14 protein-coding genes and 1 pseudogene are annotated in these 18749 nt (G+C 58.4%); 5 read left to right on the forward strand and 10 right to left on the reverse strand.

The annotated features are described in order from the left end of the window. Nucleotides 1–119: 119 nt before the first annotated feature. The 3 genes and pseudogenes from prfA to HMPREF0576_RS05925 all read right to left on the reverse strand — a co-directional run bounded on the left by prfA (nucleotide 120) and on the right by HMPREF0576_RS05925 (nucleotide 3005). A complete protein-coding gene (gene prfA / locus HMPREF0576_RS05910; RefSeq protein WP_004011119.1) occupies nucleotides 120–1223 on the reverse strand; it encodes a peptide chain release factor 1 in 1104 nt (367 codons plus the stop codon). A 195-nt stretch (nucleotides 1224–1418) separates the two neighbouring features. After that, nucleotides 1419–1619, reverse strand: a pseudogene (gene rpmE / locus HMPREF0576_RS05915) (50S ribosomal protein L31); the annotation flags it as partial. Between the two features lie 690 nt (nucleotides 1620–2309). Continuing rightward, the gene (locus HMPREF0576_RS05925; protein WP_004011121.1) at nucleotides 2310–3005 is read right to left on the reverse strand and encodes a hypothetical protein; all 696 of its coding nucleotides are present in this window, start codon (nucleotides 3003–3005) and stop codon (nucleotides 2310–2312) included. Between the two features lie 291 nt (nucleotides 3006–3296). Here HMPREF0576_RS05925 and HMPREF0576_RS05930 point away from each other — a divergent pair, with 291 nt between their 5' ends. Both HMPREF0576_RS05930 and HMPREF0576_RS05935 read left to right on the forward strand, forming a co-directional pair. Continuing rightward, complete coding sequence (locus HMPREF0576_RS05930) at nucleotides 3297–4775, forward strand: L,D-transpeptidase (RefSeq protein ID WP_245527351.1); 1479 nt, start codon at nucleotides 3297–3299, stop codon at nucleotides 4773–4775. A 20-nt stretch (nucleotides 4776–4795) separates the two neighbouring features. Beyond that, nucleotides 4796–5785, forward strand: coding sequence for a L,D-transpeptidase (locus HMPREF0576_RS05935; RefSeq protein WP_036324310.1), 990 nt, complete (start codon nucleotides 4796–4798; stop codon nucleotides 5783–5785). A gap of 13 nt (nucleotides 5786–5798) precedes the next feature. On the opposite strand, the gene HMPREF0576_RS05940 is transcribed toward HMPREF0576_RS05935, so the two are convergent. Continuing rightward, entirely contained in the window at nucleotides 5799–6680 is an 882-nt protein-coding gene (locus HMPREF0576_RS05940; protein ID WP_392390511.1) for a stage II sporulation protein M, read from the reverse strand. 120 nt (nucleotides 6681–6800) lie between these two features. Between HMPREF0576_RS05940 and HMPREF0576_RS05945 the strand changes: the two genes are divergently transcribed. Then, entirely contained in the window at nucleotides 6801–7658 is an 858-nt protein-coding gene (locus tag HMPREF0576_RS05945; RefSeq protein ID WP_004011125.1) for an RDD family protein, read from the forward strand. Between the two features lie 28 nt (nucleotides 7659–7686). Here the strand turns inward: HMPREF0576_RS05945 and HMPREF0576_RS05950 are convergent, their stop codons facing one another. The 4 genes from HMPREF0576_RS05950 to manA all read right to left on the reverse strand — a co-directional run bounded on the left by HMPREF0576_RS05950 (nucleotide 7687) and on the right by manA (nucleotide 14470). After that, complete coding sequence (locus HMPREF0576_RS05950) at nucleotides 7687–9348, reverse strand: DUF5719 family protein (RefSeq protein ID WP_004007359.1); 1662 nt, start codon at nucleotides 9346–9348, stop codon at nucleotides 7687–7689. Beyond that, nucleotides 9345–12677, reverse strand: coding sequence for a glycosyltransferase family 2 protein (locus HMPREF0576_RS05955; protein ID WP_036324313.1), 3333 nt, complete (start codon nucleotides 12675–12677; stop codon nucleotides 9345–9347). The genes HMPREF0576_RS05950 and HMPREF0576_RS05955 overlap by 4 nt, the downstream gene beginning before the upstream one ends. A 30-nt stretch (nucleotides 12678–12707) precedes the next feature. Beyond that, on the reverse strand, nucleotides 12708–13001 hold the full coding sequence (locus HMPREF0576_RS05960) for a WhiB family transcriptional regulator (RefSeq protein WP_004007361.1): 294 nt from the start codon (nucleotides 12999–13001) through the stop codon (nucleotides 12708–12710). Between the two features lie 257 nt (nucleotides 13002–13258). Continuing rightward, the gene (gene manA / locus HMPREF0576_RS05965) at nucleotides 13259–14470 is read right to left on the reverse strand and encodes a mannose-6-phosphate isomerase, class I (RefSeq protein ID WP_004011127.1); all 1212 of its coding nucleotides are present in this window, start codon (nucleotides 14468–14470) and stop codon (nucleotides 13259–13261) included. Nucleotides 14471–14566: 96 nt separating this feature from the next. Here manA and rfbA point away from each other — a divergent pair, with 96 nt between their 5' ends. Further along, the gene (gene rfbA / locus HMPREF0576_RS05970; protein ID WP_004007363.1) at nucleotides 14567–15430 is read left to right on the forward strand and encodes a glucose-1-phosphate thymidylyltransferase RfbA; all 864 of its coding nucleotides are present in this window, start codon (nucleotides 14567–14569) and stop codon (nucleotides 15428–15430) included. Nucleotides 15431–15464: 34 nt separating this feature from the next. On the opposite strand, the gene rfbD is transcribed toward rfbA, so the two are convergent. Next, nucleotides 15465–16328, reverse strand: coding sequence for a dTDP-4-dehydrorhamnose reductase (rfbD, locus tag HMPREF0576_RS05975; RefSeq protein WP_004011128.1), 864 nt, complete (start codon nucleotides 16326–16328; stop codon nucleotides 15465–15467). Between the two features lie 130 nt (nucleotides 16329–16458). On the opposite strand from rfbD, the gene HMPREF0576_RS05980 reads away from it, so the two are divergent. Then, nucleotides 16459–17505 (forward strand): glycosyltransferase, encoded by a 1047-nt coding sequence (locus HMPREF0576_RS05980; protein ID WP_245527352.1) that lies wholly within the window; start codon nucleotides 16459–16461, stop codon nucleotides 17503–17505. Here the strand turns inward: HMPREF0576_RS05980 and HMPREF0576_RS05985 are convergent. Beyond that, nucleotides 17473–18747, reverse strand: a complete 1275-nt coding sequence (locus HMPREF0576_RS05985; protein WP_245527353.1) for a lipopolysaccharide biosynthesis protein — start codon at nucleotides 18745–18747, stop codon at nucleotides 17473–17475. The genes HMPREF0576_RS05980 and HMPREF0576_RS05985 overlap by 33 nt on opposite strands. Nucleotides 18748–18749 lie beyond the last annotated feature (2 nt).

An 18749-nucleotide genomic window follows, 5' to 3' on the forward strand; every position in this document is an offset into this window, starting at 1 on the left:
TTCCGCCGTCTGGGGAAATACACACCTATGCGGCGAATCCACGGGCGTCAAACCTGCTGTTTCGCCTGGATTGCCAGGTCTGACAGACCGGCACTATGGGGAGGTTTGAGCCGGGGTGGTTAGTGGGCGGACTTGCCCACTGCCGCCAGGCGGGCGGCTTCGTCGGCATCAATAGCGGATTGGATGACCGGAGCCAGGTCGCCGTTGAGCACCTGGTCCAGGTTGTAAGCCTTGTAGCCGGTGCGGTGGTCAGCGATGCGGTTTTCCGGGAAGTTGTAGGTGCGGATTCGCTCGGAGCGGTCCACGGTGCGGACCTGGGAGGCGCGCGCCTCAGCCGCTTCAGCCTCGCGCTTCTCTGCCTCCAACTGCATCAGGCGGGAACGCAGCACCCGCATCCCCGCTTCTTTGTTTTGCAGCTGGGACTTTTCGTTTTGCATCGACACCACGATTCCGGTGGGCAGGTGGGTGATGCGCACCGCCGAGTCGGTGGTGTTCACGGACTGACCCCCCGGTCCTGAGGAACGGTACACGTCAATGCGCAGGTCATTAGGGTCAATCTCGATGTCTCCGGTTTCCTCAGCCTCCGGCATGACCAACACGCCTGCTGCCGAAGTGTGGATGCGCCCCTGGGACTCGGTGACCGGCACGCGCTGGACCCGGTGCACCCCGCCCTCGTACTTCAGGTGTGCCCACACGCCTTCCTCCGGGGAGGGGTTGCCTTTCGCTTTGAACGCAATCGAAGCGTCTTTGACTCCACCAAGGTCGGATTCAGTCAAGCCCAGCACCTGTACCGTCCAGCCCATCTTTTCGGCGTAATGCTGGTACATCCGCATCAAATCACCAGCAAACAGGGCAGATTCCTCGCCGCCCTCACCGGCTTTGATTTCCATAATCACGTCACGGGCATCGTCAGGATCCCGCGGGGTCAGAGCCTCAATCAAATCAGCGTTGGATTGCTCAAAAGCGGCTTCAAGACCGGGGATTTCCGCCGCAAAGTCCGGGTCCTCGCCTGCCATTTCGCGCCCGGCTTCCAAGTCGTCACGCGCCTGCAACCAGCTCTGCACCACGGTGTTGACACGGCTCAGTTCCGCGTAACGGCGACCGACCTTGCGGGCATGAGCCTGGTTGGAATGCAGGTCCGGGTCGCTCATCTGCACCTCAAGCTGGTGATACTCCTCCAGCAGGGCTTCCACACCGGCAAATTCTTCAGGAAAGTCGCTCATTTCGGACCTTTCAGTTCGCTTTCAAAATCGAGGTGAGTACGGGGAAAATACCAGGGAAGTCCCTGGCAAATAAAAGACACCGGTCGGTAAAATGTACCGACCGGTGCCAAAGTTTTGCTATTCCGCTGCAGCGGCAGAAGCCTTTGCGGCGTCTTTCTTAGCTTTATCTGCAGCTTTCTTCTTGGCATCGTTAAACTTGGCGTAGCGAGCCTCGAAGCGAGCCACACGACCACCGGTGTCAAGAATCTTTTGCTTGCCGGTATAGAACGGGTGGCAAGCCGAGCACACATCCACACGCATCTGACCGGAAGTCAGGGTGGAGTGAGTGGTAAAGCTGTTTCCGCAGGTGCAGGTGACCTCGGTCAATACGTATTCGGGGTGGATTCCCTGTTTCATGATTACTCCTTGGGTATAAAGGCTCCGGGTCCCGCGGCGGAGGCTTAGGGTGAACCGGAAAAACCAAGGGTCTATTATGCCACAATCCACAAAGTCACACCAACTAGCGCTACCGAGACTGTGCAGCAACACCCGCTGGTTAGCCAGAATCCCTAGATAGCGTCGTTGACCGTAATTGCAGGAACACGTCGGACAGTAAGCCAATAGTGAGCCATTTGGGTCAGGAAAACCACGACAGCAAGCAGTGTGATTACCCATCCAGTGAACATCTCTAGGATTGTCCCTGCCGAACAGAGAAGGCAAATGAATCCGATCCATTTGCCCAGTTGATCACGAAAACGCACTAACATCACCAGTAGCAGGACAAAAGCTGCCAATAAACTGCTGAGAGTAACTACTGTAGCCGGTAGAAACTCTATGTCAGGACGTATTTGAAAATGTGTCAGCATGATTCCGCAAGCAATCAGATAAAGTCCTACCATTGCCGTGAGTACAAATACCGGAACTGCACCCCGAAAGGGTGAAGACGGAACACGCCACGCAAAGGGCAAAACCAAAAGTATTCCTAGCAAATACACTAGGGAAACCCCTGAATGTGCGAAAACTGAGGGCAGTGAAGCGTTCGAGAAGAACGGGGTGGGAATGACACTGCAAACGATTAGCGCCAATCCAACCAGAGCAAAAGCAGTCCTAGCGCGCATAATGACTCGTTTCTGCGTGTACCGTATCAACTATGCAGCCTCGCAAATCATGCGAAAAACCAGCTGAATAACTGCCGTTGGGATTAGAAGTAGCCGAATTGCTCATGTTGTAGGTTTTACCCCTGCAGGTAACAAAGTCAGTTTTAAAATCCGCGACTGCACTAATTCGCGCGTTCCTACCAACAGTGTCTCCAATCGAGGTAAAACGTGCATTATTCACAACATGGTTCCAGGATAATGGCGCGGTTGCGTTGGCGTATCTGGGAGCACTGAAATAACTCATACTCCCGTTCCAGCACATCAAGCTGTTCATTTTCAGACTTGAAATAACTAAGCCAACGGGATCCTTCAAATAATGGTTGGTGTAGAGCGTCTTACACTGGTAGCCCGACCGGGTACTGCTGGTCAGCTGCGTCTTAGCGGGTAGGTTTTCAAAGCTGCTGGTAAAGTTCGAAACCCTGCAAGAAGCATCAATATCATATGCGAGCTTTACGACTCTGTCATTTCTATCGTTTCGAACCACCTCATTGACACGGAAAGACTCGCAATTACCCTCGTTCCAAATTTTCAGAGTTGCTCCTGTGAGGGAATCCGTGACCTCGCGGTACTCAGCGGCTTGTGCTGGCAAAGTGGCTGCTAAGCTCAAAGCTAAAATGCTCACCACTCCATAAATCAGGGATTTCATAAAATTTCCCCCTAAACGTTGGATGGCTTAAAAACGCGCTGAACGAGACACGCCGCCGACCTCCTGCGCTATTTCATTGTAGCGCGATTCTCCGTTGAAAACTAGGGTTAATTATTTGATTAAGTATGCCCAGCGACCATCCACTTACAGTCAGTCAGATGACAGACTGTAAGTGATCCCAGTGAAATAAATAGCGCAGATCATCCACTTGAAACGTCAAAGTGCTCAGACAATCATTCACTTGGGGAACAACAGGTTTCAGCTATGATTAACGAGGATGGAGAGGTGGCAATGACAGCAGACAATTTGAACCCCACTTTAGAGATTCGTGGTGTTGTCAAGCAAAAACGCCGCTGGTCCATCGTGGTCGGCGTCAGCGCGGGGGTTCTCGCCCTCGGTTTGACCGGTGGCGGCTGGGCTTACGCCGCGCACTATTCCAAGTTGGCCCTGCCCCACACTACGGTCGGAAAACTCGACGTCGGGGGCATGACCCCCGATGAACTGAAACGCCATTTGACCGACAACTGCCAAAATCTGCGCGTCACCTTTAGCGGAGACATTCCCCAAAAATCCTTGAGTCTGGGACAGATGGGTTTGGACTGCGACGTTCCCGGCACCGCCGCTGTCGTGATGAAGGCCAACCACAACCTGGGCGAAGTCTTGGCGTCCACCGTCAAAGAACGCCAGGTCACCCCCCTTTTCACCCTTGATAAAGTCGTCGCCACCCAAGCCGCTCGTGCCCTGACCGCTGGACGACCCGACACCGTCGTTGACCCGCATCTGGGATTTAACAGTGAACGCGGCACTTTTGAGGTGCAGGCGGGCAGCGCTGGGCAAGGCGTCGACCCGAAAATCGTCATCGCCGCCGCTCAAAAAACCTGGAAGACCCAGATGAAACAAACCCTCAAGGTGAAACTGACCAAAGTTTCCCCCATCGCCCCGGATGCACAGCTGAAAACTTGGGCAAAGACCGGAAACGAACTGATTGCCCCGAAAGTAAACCTGATTGGTCGCAAGGTCGGGCACGTCATTCCCCCGGCAGACAAAGCCCAATGGGTCGAAGTCACCGAGAACGGACCGGTCATCAGCGAAAAGAAAGTGCTGGATTGGCTAAAAACGTTTACCGACGAAAAAATCGACGTGAACCATGGTCCCGGCGAACGCACCATGACGAAAGATGGCTACCTGTTGACCCTGACCAAAATGGCTCTGGACTCCAAGAAAGTCTCGAACAATGAGACCATCGCCGCCGAAATCACCGCCGCCCTGAAAGCCGGACAAAACTATCGCGGCGTTTTTGAAATGGCAGTCCAGGAAGGCAAATTTCACGACACGGTCGTGGACGAAAACCTGCCCCGCCCGCCCTACAAAGCCAAGCCGGGGGAAAAGTTCATCAGTATCGACCTGACCAACCACACCGTAGCGGCTTGGGAAGGCGACAAAGTTGTGTGGGGACCCGTCGAAGCAGTCCACGGATCGCTGCCATCCCCGACCTATCCCGGAATTTTTCACGTCCAAACCAAACTGGTGAACGCCCACATGAAAAACGATAACGCCTGGGACGGCGCTTATGACACGTGGAGCCCCTGGACCATGTATTATCACGGCGACTACGCCGTACACGGCACCAATACTCGCTGGAATTGGGTGCAGACGAACTACGGTGGGTCACACGGCTGCGTAAACTTAAAGCCCGCCAATGCCAAAGAGCTGTTCAACTGGGCTCGAGTGGGAACTCCGGTGGTCATCCACAGGGCTGGGGTCCTCTAGGTATTCGAAAGGTTCCATGGATGCCCTTCCCGTATCATCCGACGCATTTGACGCCGCAGCATCGGCGTGGTTCGCTCACATCCCACCCCGGCTCACTCGTGCTCGGGGCAGCGTTGCTGCTGGTGTTCGGAGCGAGCTGGCTGACATTTAGCCACCCGCCGGTGTGGAGCCCGGAGCAGTCTGCCCAAATCAGCGCTGCACGCCAGGCAGCGTGTCAGCGCAGCGTCACTTTGCGTCTGGGGAGCAAAAGCTTTTTAGCTAAGCCCGACCAGGTTTGCTCCTGGCTGCAGCCGGTACCGCAACCCACCAAACAGTTCAACCCTCAGCCGCTGCCCAAGCCCCAGTTCAACGTCGACGCAATTACTCAGTGGGTACACTCCTGCACCTCCCAAGTCGAAAAAACCGCCGTAAACGGAAAACGACAGGTAGACAGTGCGGGTCGCCTGGTGAGCCTGCTGAAAGATCCGGTCAATGGGGCGACGGTAGACCACCCGAACAGCCTGGTTACCCAGATTAAAACAGCCCTGCACAACAGCACCGGCAACGTGAAAGTCGCCGGAAAGCTGTCTCCCCGCCACGCCGGTTTCGATGACACCGTGGTGGCAGATCCGCCGCTGACCTACCACCCCCAACCCAATGAGAAATGGGTTGACGTCAACCTGACCACCCACACTTTGGCAGCCTACGAAGGCGATAAGCTGGTCATGGGACCAGTCCCGGTCGTTCACGGACACCGGCTCGCCCCCACCGTGCAGGGCGTGTTCAAGATTTATTCACGAGTTCCGTTCCAAGACATGACCGGGATCGGGTTTGACGGACCGTATTCCGAGCCGGCGAACTATATCCAGTATTTTCACAAGGGGTTCGCCCTCCACCCCGCACCGTGGCGCACCAGTTTCGTCTATACTCCCGATACCGGTTCGCACGGCTGCGTCAATATGCGTCCCGACGACGCCAAGTGGATGTGGGATTGGGCGGACACCAACACCACGGTGGTGACGCACCCGTAAGTCCGCCGGTCCGCTACGCCACGTAACCAGCAGCTGATTCGTCCAAATCCCCAGTCAAACCGGCGCGCTGCGCGCGTCGACCGAAAACCACAATCCACGCCACGAGAACCGCATAAACCACCACTGCCACCGTTATCTTTACCGGTGTCAACAACGCAGACGGCGTCAAGAACGCTTCTTCTAGCCCCGAAATCCCCAGCAGGATAATCAGCCCGGCTGCCACCGGACCGAACTGGCGACCTGCCCGCGCCAAGGACACCATGCGTGGATCCTCACCGGGCACAAACAACGCCCAAAACAGCCGCAGCGCCGCGGCGCAAGACAACACGATACAAGACAGTTCCAGCAACCCGTGAGGGGTGATAAGCCCGAAGAAAATCCCCAAATCACCGTACTTTGCCATGATGGCTCCTGCCACCCCCACATTGGCGAAGTTCATCAACAACTGGTAGACCGGATAGGCACCGGTAAAGAACATAGCCACCATCATCACGGCAATCGTCGCGTTATTGGTCCACACTTGGGCAGCAAAATCCGGGGCAGGATAGTTTGAATAATAGGCTTTGAAAGAATCTTCGGCATATTGGCGCATCTCAATCTCGGTTTGCTGCGCCAGCAGAATCTCGGGATGGGTATAGATCCAAAAGCCCGTAAACACCGCGGTAATCAGCGATAGCGCCAGTAGCGCCAGGAAAATCGGTCCAATTCGATACAGCGCCAGGGGCAGAGTCACGGTAAAGAATCCGCCCACGGACTCCCGAAACGTTCGGCGTGTCCCCCCGATACGCCCTCGTGCCGTGGACACCAGATTCGTCAAATCCAACACGACATCCGGGTCAGTCGGTACGGAAGTGATAGTCGCCAAATCCGCACTAGCGCGGTGATATAGCCCCATCAGTTCGTCGATTTCTGCCCCGCTCAGACGGGGTTTGCGGTTTAACGCCGCCAGGCGTTTCCAGTCCTCAGTCCGCCCTGCGGTATACGCATCGATGTCCATGCTGCTAATTTATACTCAATGGAACAATTTAGCGGAACGAAAATCCGACCCGACGTGGTCATCACCGGTGAAGCCATCGCCCTGCTGGTGCAGCCGGCGTCACTATTTTTGCGCGTCGCGGCAGCTATTGTCGATGCCATCGTCGTGATTTTAGGGATGATTATTACTTACGAAATCCTGTTCCTGATTATGGAGCTGCGCGGTGACGGCGACGAGATTCCATTTTTTTCCAACGAGGCACAAGTCGCCGCGTTCATCTCGATAGTCACGGCGGTATGGCTGTTTTTGGTGCCGATGCTGGTCGAAACGCTGACCCGCGGCAAATCGCTGGGACGTTTCATCGTGGGGACGCGCATAGTTCGTGATGACGGAGGTCCCATCACTTTGCGCCATGCTTTCGTGCGCACCCTGATTGGCTTGGGCGAGCTATGGATGACGATGGGTGCCGGGGCGATTATTGCGGCATGGACGAACCGGAGAGGCAAACGCATCGGGGATATTTTCGCCGGAACTTACGCCGTTTCCGAGGCGTCCGGAGTGACCCGTAGACCGCTGCTGATGGCTCCGGAGCTGGCAGATTGGGCAGGGGACGCCAACGTCGGAGAGCTTGACGGGGTCACCACCGTAGCAGCACGCCGGTTTTTGCAAAGCGCCACCAAGATGGACCCAATCCACCGTCAGCGCACCGCCCAAGCGCTCGCCACCGCCCTGGTGAACAGGGTGTATCCACCACCGCCCCCCGGAACTGACCCAGAGCGCTTCATCGCCGCGGTCCTGGTGCTGCGCCGGGACGCCGAGTATCGCACGAACACTGCGATTCAGGCACGTTTGGAACAGAGACTTTCCGCGGTGTCTGGCTCGCGATACGGGATTTAGCGTCTCGCCCTCGCTTTTAAACCACTGCTCAGCTGGTGAGATGGACATAGATTTGGCTGGACACAGCCAGGTCGGGAATCGGCTCTAGGGCATCAATCCCATCACCGTCACCCAAGTTCGTGGTGACCAGCTGGGTTACATACAAATCCGGGGCTTCTACCAGCTGCGGAGTTTCTTCCTTGAGGGGCATCACCGCCGTGGTCATCGCGTTGACGACATGGGTGGTTTCCGCAATCCGATATTCCTGAGGTTTGTTGGTGAGATTTGTGACCAGCAGCTGCCGCTGGGTTGCGGCGGGTCCCATCACCACTCCTCCGCCGGTAGACAGCGCGGGCAGCCACGCCACATCGCGCACAAATTTGTCCGGGTCCGTGGGAGAAACCGAGCCTTGCCGATAGATGACCGCTCCTGCCACCACGGGCTGAGTGGCGTTGACAACCACCGCATAGTTGCCCGGCTGCAAGCCACCCAGCGTGAAATCCAGCACCGCGCCGGGATCCAAATCCAGGTCTTTGCCTCCCGGCAGCGGGAAACGACCGTTTTCGTTGACGACTTCAATGCTGGCTCGTGCCGTATCCGCACCAGGATTTAACAGGCGCACCGCGCCAAGACTCCCGTCCATCGCCACGCCCGGAATGACCTGGGTGGTGTGCGGCAGGGTCGAGGCGTGTACCAGGGAGACTCCCCCCGCCGTCAAGCCCAGCAAACTGTGCGTCTGCAGTGAAGACGCCAGACCGGCTCCGTTTGCGGTGACTCGCACCACCAGACGCTGGCTCCCTCCCACCTGGGATTCCAGGGGAATGGCTTGCAGCTGATGTGCAGGCACGTTGATTTTGTCCCCGCGGGGAAAATCGAGTTTCCCGGTGTCTCCCCAGACTTCGACCTTGGCATCCACCGGATTGGCGGAGGGGTTCATCAGCTGCAACACGCTCGATTCCCCGACCTCGCTCGAACCGCCGACCAGCCAGGATTCCAACTGTGCCGGTTGACAGGACGCACTGGCCAAACCACGATAGTCACCCGAAGACACCGACTGTTCGATGTCAGCCGCCGCCAGGGCAACTTTGCCATCCCACGGTTGCGCCGTGAGGAAACCGCTGACCGGAGTGGAAAAACTGCCGTACAGCATCGCCGATTTCGGGGTCAGCACGAGGTCGTTGCGGGGATTCTCCGGGGGCGGGGCGACTTCTTCGGGGTCATTTTTTGAGGCGTGCGCGGTCCCGGCATGATGCGACTTAGTTTGGTTCGGGGTCGTTTCTGCCGGAGTCGGAGTGGCGGGCTGCGGGGCGCGTCCCAGCGAGCCCAGGGGCTGGTAGACAGCCTTTTCCGGAACCCTATCAGTGCGAGCCAAAACGGTGGAGGTCATCGACCCCGCGATTTTGGGCGGGGTCAACGGCTTGCCCTCCCCATCGACCGCTGCCGGATTCACCGTAGGCGGCACCTGAGGACAAGCCAAGGTAATCTGACCGGGAGGAACCGGGACCGGCTCGCCATAGTGCGGCTTCTGAGCAGCTGCCGGTCGAGTCAAACCAATGGCGACCACCAGCCCGGCCACGGTCACGACCAGCAGGGTGGCGAGGAACCAACGTACCCGCTCCCACCGGCTGACCGTCGCGTAACGGGAGTCCGCCGATTTCACTTCTGGGGACTCCGCCTCTGGCAGCGTATCCTCAACCGTTTCGAGTTTCACAATCTCACCTCCGACACCCGACGCAGCGGTAGGGCTGCTGCCAGGGCAATCAGCAGGGACACCAGCAGCACCGCACCCCACAGCTGGTGGGGAAGATAAGCGTAGGTGATGGTCACGGTGCCGGAGCTGGGGGGTAGCTGATAGAGCGCATTCCACTGACCCGTTTCTACCGGGTCGATAATTTTGCCGTTAAACCGCACGGTAAAGCTGCTATCAGCACGTTCACTCAACGCCAGCAAGCGCCCCGCCGGTCCCTCCGGGACACGAGCTTTCCCGCCACGCACGTTGAGAGCCTGCGCCTTGACTTCACCAGTCGGCCAGGACGGGTGTCCCCCCTTCCACTGGGCAGGAGCAATCCGAGCCAGGCTCGCCGTGGCGGAATCAGCCAGACGCCACACCGTGCCAGCCTCCGTGGTGGTAATCCGTTCCAGTGGCGCTGCCGAATCCAACGTGTTGACCAGGGCAGTGGTCGCGGCATCACGACTGGGGGGCACGATAATGAAGTTCACGTTCAACTGGGCGAGCTGTTCGCCCAGCTTCGGAGTGGAACCCCCCAGCACCGCTGCCACCGTGGTCTGTAGCACCGCGTCAGCCGCATCGGGGGTACGGGACCCGGTCACGTTACGGTAATTTTTCAGTTTCAGATAGGGGGAAGCCTCAAAAGTCGTGTCTCGCCAGTCCCGCCACAGACTCGCCGTCACCAGGGTGGATTGGTGCGGGGCGCTGGCGACCTCCAGGTTCAGCGCCCGCAGGTGGCGCGGGGAAGACTGCCCTTGCGCGACCGTAGCGGGAAGGCTCGCCTCCCGGAACGTTTTCAGGGCGTTAAAGCCGGAATCGGCAGGAGCCGCAAACTGGTTTACCAACACCGGGGTGGCACCCAAGACCGGAATCAACAGCGCGGCTGCCACCACGGCTTTAGCGCTGCGATTGCTCCAGTTGGCAATCTCTACCGGCATTGTCAGCTCGAGACGCCCCATCGAGAACAGGGCGGACGTAATCAATCCCGCGTGAAACACCGCCAGCCCCGGTCCGCCCCACGCGCATACGGCGTCAGCTCCCGAAACGGAAACCGGGGTGGAACTCGCCAGCCACGCCGTCACCACGCCCCCCAGCGCAAACAGCAGACTCCAGTGCGCCCCGGTGGAACGACCCGGAATAATCACCCCCACCACCACGGTGAGCAGCAACAACCCCAGGGGCAGGAAAGCGAGAATTTGCCAGCCCGGCAGGGCAATGGGCAGGGCTGTCGCCGCCACATCAAGCGGCCACGCCGTGAGCAAATCCCACCAGTTCGGCATAGAGACGGGCAGCGGCACCGACAGACTGGACAGCCACAGCGACCATTGGGCAGGCGAACTCACCGTGCGCATCGCTGTGGGCAAAGCCAGCAGCACCGCGGGAGACAACACAATCAGAGCATGAACGGCTTTCAGCCGTAAACGGGCAGGAATGCGGCTAAAAGTAGAAGCTCTCGTCTCCGCTTGCGCGCCGACATAAAGCGGGTTAGCGACTCCTTTCAGCATCGCCAGCCCCACCAGCAGCACCACGGGAATGACCATAATCACGGACGCACTCACTGTCAGGAACCCGGTGAGGGCAGCAATACCAACCTGAATAATCGCGGCAGAATGCACGCTGACGGTGACCGGTTCGATTTCTCCCATCACGGTGCGAGTCACGGGCATCCCCGTGCCCCGCGCTAGTGAACCAACGAAAAGGGGCACGCTCACTGCCAAAATCCACACCGGCAACTGCCCCAGCCCCATACTGACCAGCAGGTTCGGGCTCAAAGTCCAGGACAAGGCAGCGAGGGCACGCAACGTGCGAGAGTCCGTGAGGACTCCGCTAGCCCACCACGCGCTCAGCCAGGCGAGAGGCAGGGTCGCAAACAACAGGACTGCCAGCACCACCGCCCCTTTTACTCCGACCAGACCGGCGACCTGTCCCAGGCTCGCCACTTCCAGCCCTAGGGGATCCGCTGCCCCGACTGTTGAGCCATAGCCCAGACCGGCAGGAATCCACCCGGAAATCAGGTCATTCCAAAAGTCCCGGTTGCTGGCCGGCAGGTTCGCCAATGCTCCCCCAGACACGCCGCCGATGGCAAAGCGCCAGCCCACCAGCGCTACCAGAATCAGAGCGGCAGCGACGCTCCACACGAGGGTGCGATCCAAGGATTTTTCGGTATAAAAATTACGTCGTGCGACCCCGTCCGGAATCTGGGGACGGCGCTGATCCTTCGCGACGCGCCGGGCAGTCGTTTTGGCTTGGCGGATTTGGGACGACTTCGCTTGGAGGGGTCGCAGGGTGCGGGGGCTAATCTTGCTTTGTCGTGCCCGTCGCAATCGGGATTGCCACGCTGCAAAAGGTCGGAACACCGTTACCAGGGTGGATTTCACTTCTCCTGCCGCCAGTTTTGGCTCTTTCGTGATGATTCGCCAGAGCACCCGCAGCGCGCCGAGTACCAAAACTGCCAGGGGGAGGAAGATAAACTGCCACCAGGGCGCTGCCACCATCCAGTTGTGCAGCTGGGCGGTGCGCCGGGCAGCAAAGGAACGCTTCGGATTCGGTTCCAGCTTGCCGTTGGCATCCGCATCGCGCCCGGTGGGGTCAAAGCTGCGGGCAGAACGCGCGGGACGTCCTCCATCGGGACCGCGCAGCCCAAAGTAGCCTGCCATCTTGTGATAAACCACGGCGTGCGGCGCCACCATGACCCGATACCCCGCCAGGCGAACCCGCCGGGAAAACTCCAGACCATCACCGAAAGGTCCTAAGTGCGGGTCGAAACCGTCCAGACGGCGAAATGTGTCCCAGTCCACCAGCATTCCCGCCGTGCCCACTGCCAGCACGTCTCCGCGACCGTCGTATTGCCCCTGATCGACTTCACCGGTGTCCATTTCTTGCAGACGGCGCCCGGAGCGAGTCGCGTGGATGCCGACCTCGACGATTTGATTGGCTTTGTCCCACAGTCGCTGTTTCGCTCCCACTACTTTGATGGCAGAGTCAGATTCCAGGACTTTCAGCTGTTCAGCCAGGCAGGTAGGAGCGGGGGCGGAGTCATCGTGCAAAATCCACAGGGCGTGGGGTTGTCCCGGCGGGGGCGTCGGAAAATCGGGTTGCGCGGTAGCTTGGCGCAGCGCTTCGCCCAAGTTGGGAACTCCCGGCGTTTTCAGGACTTTTGTGCCGGAACGATGCGCCACCCCGGAGCTGGAAACGTCGATGACGAACACGTCGCGCGGCGCCAAGGTTTGCCGCGAAACCGCCAAAAGGGTCGCTGCCAAATAGGGCGTCTCCCCGGAAGTGACGATGAGGGCGGTAACTGCAGTGCGCACAGAGTTAAGGATATTACTTCCCTATTGGAGTCAGGACACGCGACGCTTCAAACGACGGCGTTCCCGCTCGGACAAGCCACCCCAAATCCCAAAGCGCTCGTCGTTTTCCAGCGCATATTGCAGGCATTCAGCCTTTACTGGGCAGCAGGAGCAGACGTTCTTTGCTTCCCGTGTCGAACCGCCCTTTTCCGGGAAAAAGGCTTCTGGATCGGTTTGAGCGCACAGCGCCTGAGCTTGCCAAGCGAGTGGTCCGTTGAGGATTTCGTCAATCTCTGGGGCTGTATCAGCGAAATCGAGATCGCCTTCACCAAACAGATTCCACAAGGACCCTTCACCTCATTCGCTCGGACAACTTCTGTAGACTCGGCACCGCGTCTCAGAGGGGCCAAGAACCGTTACCTCTAAGTTACACGTGTGTGATTCCAGAGTTCAAGTGGGTTCAGGCTCAGCGTTTGGCTCAAGCACGCGAAAATCCACCAACTGCACAGTTTGAGCGCAAATGTGAGATATGTCACATGAGCTCGACACGCCCCTGGAACGTTTGCCACAAAAGCAGGTTTGAGAATAATTACCTACTCGTCTCAAGGAATATCAGTCTGGAGCACTACCCCGGTTCCGGCAGCATAGACTGGAACCTTATCTGCCCGGACAAACACAACCTCTCCCGGGTGCAACACCAGACCGGCAGTCGCCCCATCACGCATGGTCGGAGTACCTTCCAAACACAGAATCAGGCGCCCCCCGTGACCGGGCAACGCCAGTTCCCGCCCATCCAGGCGGGTCACCGAAAACTCGAAATCATCCACCGGAGCATAGAACACCTGGGTCGACTCCGTCACCCACTCCGGAGCGATGCGCACCGGCGGGGCAGCGACATAATCCAGACAGTTCAACAGCTCCTGACAATCCACGTGCTTTTCAGTCAGCCCTGCCCGCAACACATTGTCCGAGCTGGCCATCACTTCCACCCCCAATCCGGACAGATAGGCGTGAATCCCGCCGGGGGGCGTAAACAGCACCTCCCCCGGGCGCAACGTCACCGGATTCAGCATCGCTGCCACAATTGCCCCCGCATCCCCCGGATAAGAACGTGCCAAACCCATCACGGTCCGGTCCACGCGCACGGACGGAGAAGTTCCCGCCTGTAAGCGATCCGACATCGCCGCCACCGTAGCCTCGACCTGCGCAGCTTGTGGGGTCGTATGGGGAGATAAGAGTCGATCCACCACCGTACGGATGCCCTGGGGAGACGTATTGACCCGCAGCATGGACACGATTTGCACCGCTAGCTCGGTGTCTAAGTCAGCAAAAATCTCGATAATGCGCCGAGGCGCCCGAAACCCTGCCAGTGCCTCGAACTTCGTAATCGCATAGATGAGTTCAGGTTTATAGTTGGGGTCTTTGTACAGCCGCTGCGGGGAATCCAGCGGGATGCCCGCCAAATCCTCAGCTTTGTAGCGGGCCTCGGCACGGGCTTTGTCCGGGTGGACCTGCAGAGACAACGGGCGTTTCGGGGCTATGAACTTCATCAGGTAGGGCAGGCGCGGTCCGAAACGCTCCACCACCGAAGCCCCTAATGTACCGACCGGATCAGCCGCAATCCAGTCCTCCAAAGTTAAGGGGTCCTCCTCTGCCTGACCGGACTCATCAAGCAAAACCGAAGGCGACAGCTGGTGAGCGCCGAACCACACTTCTGCCAGCGTCTGACCGGGCGTACCAATGCCAAAGCGCTCCTGAATAGCGCTATCTGACCCCCAGGCGTAGCGTTTCTCAATCCCTCCGATGCGTTCCACGGTGTTTCCCCTTTCACTGGTCTGGGATTAATTTTAGGGAGGTTTTCGCCGTTCATAAGTCATTTCGGGAGGCTTTTGGTTGATAGGCTTAGTTTCATGCGTGGAATTATTTTGGCCGGCGGATCCGGCACTCGTTTGCATCCCATCACTCTGGGCACTTCGAAACAGCTGGTGCCGGTCTATGACAAGCCGATGGTGTATTACCCTTTGACGACTTTGATTCTGGCAGGAATTCAAGACGTCCTGGTCATTACCACCCCGCACGATGCCCCGTCTTTCCATCGTCTGCTCGGTGACGGTTCTCAGTTTGGGATTCACCTGGAATATCAGGTGCAAGAGGTGCCCAATGGGCTGGCTCAAGCGTTCGTGTTGGGGGCGGATTTCATCGGTTCGCAAGAAGCCGCCCTGGTGCTGGGGGACAACATTTTCTATGGTCCGGGCATGGGCGACCAGCTGCAACGCTTCAAGGGGATTGACGGCGGGGCTGTATTTGCCTACCACGTCCACAACCCCAAGGCTTACGGGGTGGTGGAGTTCGACGAAAACTTCCGCGCGATTTCTATTGAAGAAAAACCCGCGCAGCCCAAGTCAAACTATGCGGTGCCGGGGCTGTATTTCTATGACAACGACGTGGTGGAGATCGCTCGGAACCTACAGCCCAGCGCCCGCGGGGAATACGAGATTACAGACGTCAATAGGGTGTACCTCGAAGCCGGAAAACTGCAGGTCGAGGTCCTGCCGCGCGGCACGGCTTGGCTGGACACCGGCACTTTTGACTCCCTGGCGGACGCAACCGCTTTCGTGCGAACCGTGGAAAAGCGGCAAGACCTGAAAGTGGGCTGCCCCGAAGAAGCCGCATGGCGCCGCGGATTTTTGAGCGACGCGGAGCTGGTCAAACGCGCCGAGCCGCTGCGGAAATCCGGCTACGGGGATTACCTGCTGGGGCTGCTGGAGGCATAGTGCCTCCGCGCGTTGACGCCCCGCAACGCGGGGTTCAATCCAAGTAATCAGCCAAAATCTCTTTAGCTGCTACTTCCCAGCGTTCCTCCCAGGGACCGATTGGCTCCAATCCCAGGTCACGGATAGTTTTGTGCGCCAAAACGGAGAAAGCCGGGCGCGGGGCCGGGCGCGGGAAATCAGCGGTGGTGACCGGAACGACCATCGACGGATCCTTGCCCAGGGAACGTACGATAGCCTGCGTGAAACCATGCCAGTTCGTCTTGCCCTGAGCTGTCCCGTGATAAATTCCGCTGGGCGCTTTCGCTGAAATCAGGCGCCAAATCAAATCTGCGAGGTCACAAGTCCAGGTCGGTTGGCCATACTGATCTGCCACCACTGTCAGTCGGTCATGTTCCCCCGCTAAACGCGCCATAGTCTTGGGGAAACAATTGCCCTTGGCGCCATACAGCCAGGCAGTACGCACAATCAGGTAATCCTCGCTGAGGGAACGCAGCGCCCATTCACCCGCCAGCTTGGTCCGTCCATAGGCTCCTGCCGGTTTCGGTAGAGCGTACTCTTCGCAAGGCGTCTCTCGGTCTGCCGGTTCATCAAACACATAGTCGGTAGAAATATGCACCAGGCGTGCCCCGATTTCACGGCACTGCGCTGCCAGATACTGCACCGCGGTCGCGTTGATATCAAAGGCCGCGCGTTCTTGTTCCTCAGCCTTATCAACCGCGGTAAAAGCGGCGGTGTTAACCACCACGTCAGCCTCCACCACGTGTTCTTTGACGGAAGACTGCACCGTCAAGTCGATTTCCGGACGGTCATAAGTGCGCACGTCCTCCCCCTGGGATTGCAACATCTCGACCAAATCCTGACCGAGCATTCCGTTCGCTCCCACAACTATCCACCGCATTTTGTTTCCCTTCCATTGATTCGCCTGAGTATCAGGACTGTTTTGGGACGCTTTCGCGAGCCAAACCTACCGGGTCTTGTTCCGTGTTCATCATACCCGGCTTTTTCGGCGGGCTTTTATAATGGTAGAGATGAGTACCCAGATTTGGCGCCGCGACCTCACCCCGCTCCCTCCCCACCCGACCTTGGGGGTGGCCATGACGACCTGTAACGGTTCCCGTTTTGTCGCCACGCAGGTACGCTCCATTTTGAATCAACAACTTCCTATCGACGAGCTCACCATCGGGGACGACGATTCTGGTGACAACACCGTAGAGATTGTGCAGAGCCTGGTGGATGATTTTAATCGTCAACATCCCGCCCATCCGATTCGTCTCAACTGGCGCTTACACCGTCCCCGGATAGGAATTCGCGACAACTTTTCTGACGCAATCAGTGCCACCACGACTGATGTTGTGTTTCTCTCCGATCAGGACGATGAATGGGGTCCCGAAAAGACCACGGTACTAACCGCCGCTTTGCACGACGCGGAGCTGGTGCATTCCGATGCGGTCTTGACCGGCTCCGACGGGCGACCCCTGGGAAATCCGCAACGTCCCAAGACCCTGTTGCGCGAACTAAAAGCCTCGCCGTCAGAACTGCAGCACTTGACCGAGGGAGATGCGTTTTCCGTACTTTTGAAACGTAATCTCATCACCGGGGCAACGGTGGCGCTGCGGGGAGAATTCGCCCGCGAAAATATGCCGACCCCACCGGGACTGCTGCATGATGAATGGTTGGCCATGATGGCGGCATTAGACGGACGGTTACGCCTGGTGCAGACTTCTGTGCAACACCCACTAACGTACTATCGCCAACACGGAGGGAACGCGGTCGGGGCTCGAAAAATTACCTTGCGAGACCGTTGGAAACAGCTCACCGCAGGGAATGAATCGGATAACCAACGTCGGCTGACCCGCGCGCGTTCCTTGGCTCAAGCTGCCGACACACGTCAGCTGGGCACACCCCCGCAACGCCACGACCTGGTGAAAGCATTGGCACACCAGCAAAACCGCAGTGACCTGCCCCACCATCGGTTAGCCCGGATTCCCGGCATCGTTGCTGAAGCCATCCGGGGCAACTACAGCCGGTACTCTCGCGGCTGGCTAACCATGATTCGCGACCTGCTCTCTGCCTAGACGCCCCAGCGCGAAGCGAAGCAACAAAGCAGAGAGAAGGTATCCCAGCAGCGAAGCCGCCACGAAACCGGCAGTGCCTCGAGAAAGCGCCTCACCGGGAGTCCCCCACAGTGCCGCTACGGTTCCAGCCAAGGTCACTGCCCAGGTCAGCACCGCATAGAGATATTTTTGCAACGAAACAAAAACTGCGGCTTGGAGCAAAGCTGCCCCCAAGACCACCGTCGCCGCGAGGATGACCGCCACCAGCCAGCCGGGAGCCACGTAAGCGGGACCAAACAACAGGGCTACTGCCCACGGCCCCAACCACCATCCCAGAGCAAAACTTGTGAGCGCTACCGACACGGTCGCGAAAAAGACCTTTCCCAGCAGGGTATAGAGTTCTGCAGCGCGTCCCGCCGCGAGTATCCGGGTAGTCTCCGGAATGACCAGCGCCTGAATCGGGGACAGCAGCACCAGCGGGATACGGCACAGCGTCACCACTGCAAAAAATACGGCAAGACCGCGTGAGCTGCCTAACAATCCGGTCACCAAAGCCGGGTATCCAGTCAAAATAGCAGCTAAAAGGGCGTTTGCCGCCCCCAATGTCAGCACCCGTCCCGCTACGGTCCGCCACGGCTCTCGTGAGTCTGGGGCAAATGGATGCACCCGTAAGCGCCCCAGAGCCACTATCCAACCATAGGAGCCCAAGGCGGTCGCGACTAATGCCCACAGCAGAGAAGGGGCGGTCAGCCAAATCGCGAAAGGCAACAGTCCCAGCAGGCGCAACACCGGTTCAGCCACCAATATCACCGCGTAGATGCCTTCCCTCCGACTCCCCAAAGCCAGACCTCGCATCGAAAATTGCGCCACAAAACCTAAATAAGCAAAAGCCAACACCGCCAGCGTAATCCAGTGAAAAGAACTGGTGCGAGACTCCGAAGTATCACTCCCAAACAAAACCGCCCCTCCGGGGGTGACCCCAACAAGCAGCAACACCATCCAAGCAAATCCGAGAGCCACAAGGTTAAGCTGCCATATCGAAGCCGGAGGGTTCTGTCCGCGAGAGTGGGCTAGGGCGGTCTGACGCGCAGTTTCCTGTTCTACCAGGGATAGCGCCGACCCCCCGGCGAAAAGGACTCCCCACAAGGCGATAAACGCAGCGTTTTCATCAGGGGGAAGCCACCGTGCCACCCATGCCAACAGCAAGATTCCGAGCAGGCTGGCTGCTATCAGTGCCACCCCAATTATTCCCACTCGTTTCACGG

It is taken from the genome of Mobiluncus holmesii ATCC 35242, from assembly GCF_000185445.1.
GTDB lineage: Bacteria > Actinomycetota > Actinomycetes > Actinomycetales > Actinomycetaceae > Mobiluncus > Mobiluncus curtisii.

What these genes read in the sequence shown, in the direction of transcription:
- rfbA (WP_004007363.1), top strand. Translation starts at nt 14,567, where the DNA reads ATGCGTGGAATTATTTTGGCCGGCGGATCCGGCACTCGTTTGCATCCC.
- HMPREF0576_RS05935 (WP_036324310.1), top strand. Translation starts at nt 4,796, where the DNA reads ATGCCCTTCCCGTATCATCCGACGCATTTGACGCCGCAGCATCGGCGT.
- HMPREF0576_RS05925 (WP_004011121.1), bottom strand. Translation starts at nt 3,005, where the DNA reads ATGAAATCCCTGATTTATGGAGTGGTGAGCATTTTAGCTTTGAGCTTA.
- rfbD (WP_004011128.1), bottom strand. Translation starts at nt 16,328, where the DNA reads ATGCGGTGGATAGTTGTGGGAGCGAACGGAATGCTCGGTCAGGATTTG.
- HMPREF0576_RS05930 (WP_245527351.1), top strand. Translation starts at nt 3,297, where the DNA reads ATGACAGCAGACAATTTGAACCCCACTTTAGAGATTCGTGGTGTTGTC.
- HMPREF0576_RS05980 (WP_245527352.1), top strand. Translation starts at nt 16,459, where the DNA reads ATGAGTACCCAGATTTGGCGCCGCGACCTCACCCCGCTCCCTCCCCAC.
- prfA (WP_004011119.1), bottom strand. Translation starts at nt 1,223, where the DNA reads ATGAGCGACTTTCCTGAAGAATTTGCCGGTGTGGAAGCCCTGCTGGAG.
- HMPREF0576_RS05945 (WP_004011125.1), top strand. Translation starts at nt 6,801, where the DNA reads ATGGAACAATTTAGCGGAACGAAAATCCGACCCGACGTGGTCATCACC.
- HMPREF0576_RS05940 (WP_392390511.1), bottom strand. Translation starts at nt 6,680, where the DNA reads ATGGGGCTATATCACCGCGCTAGTGCGGATTTGGCGACTATCACTTCC.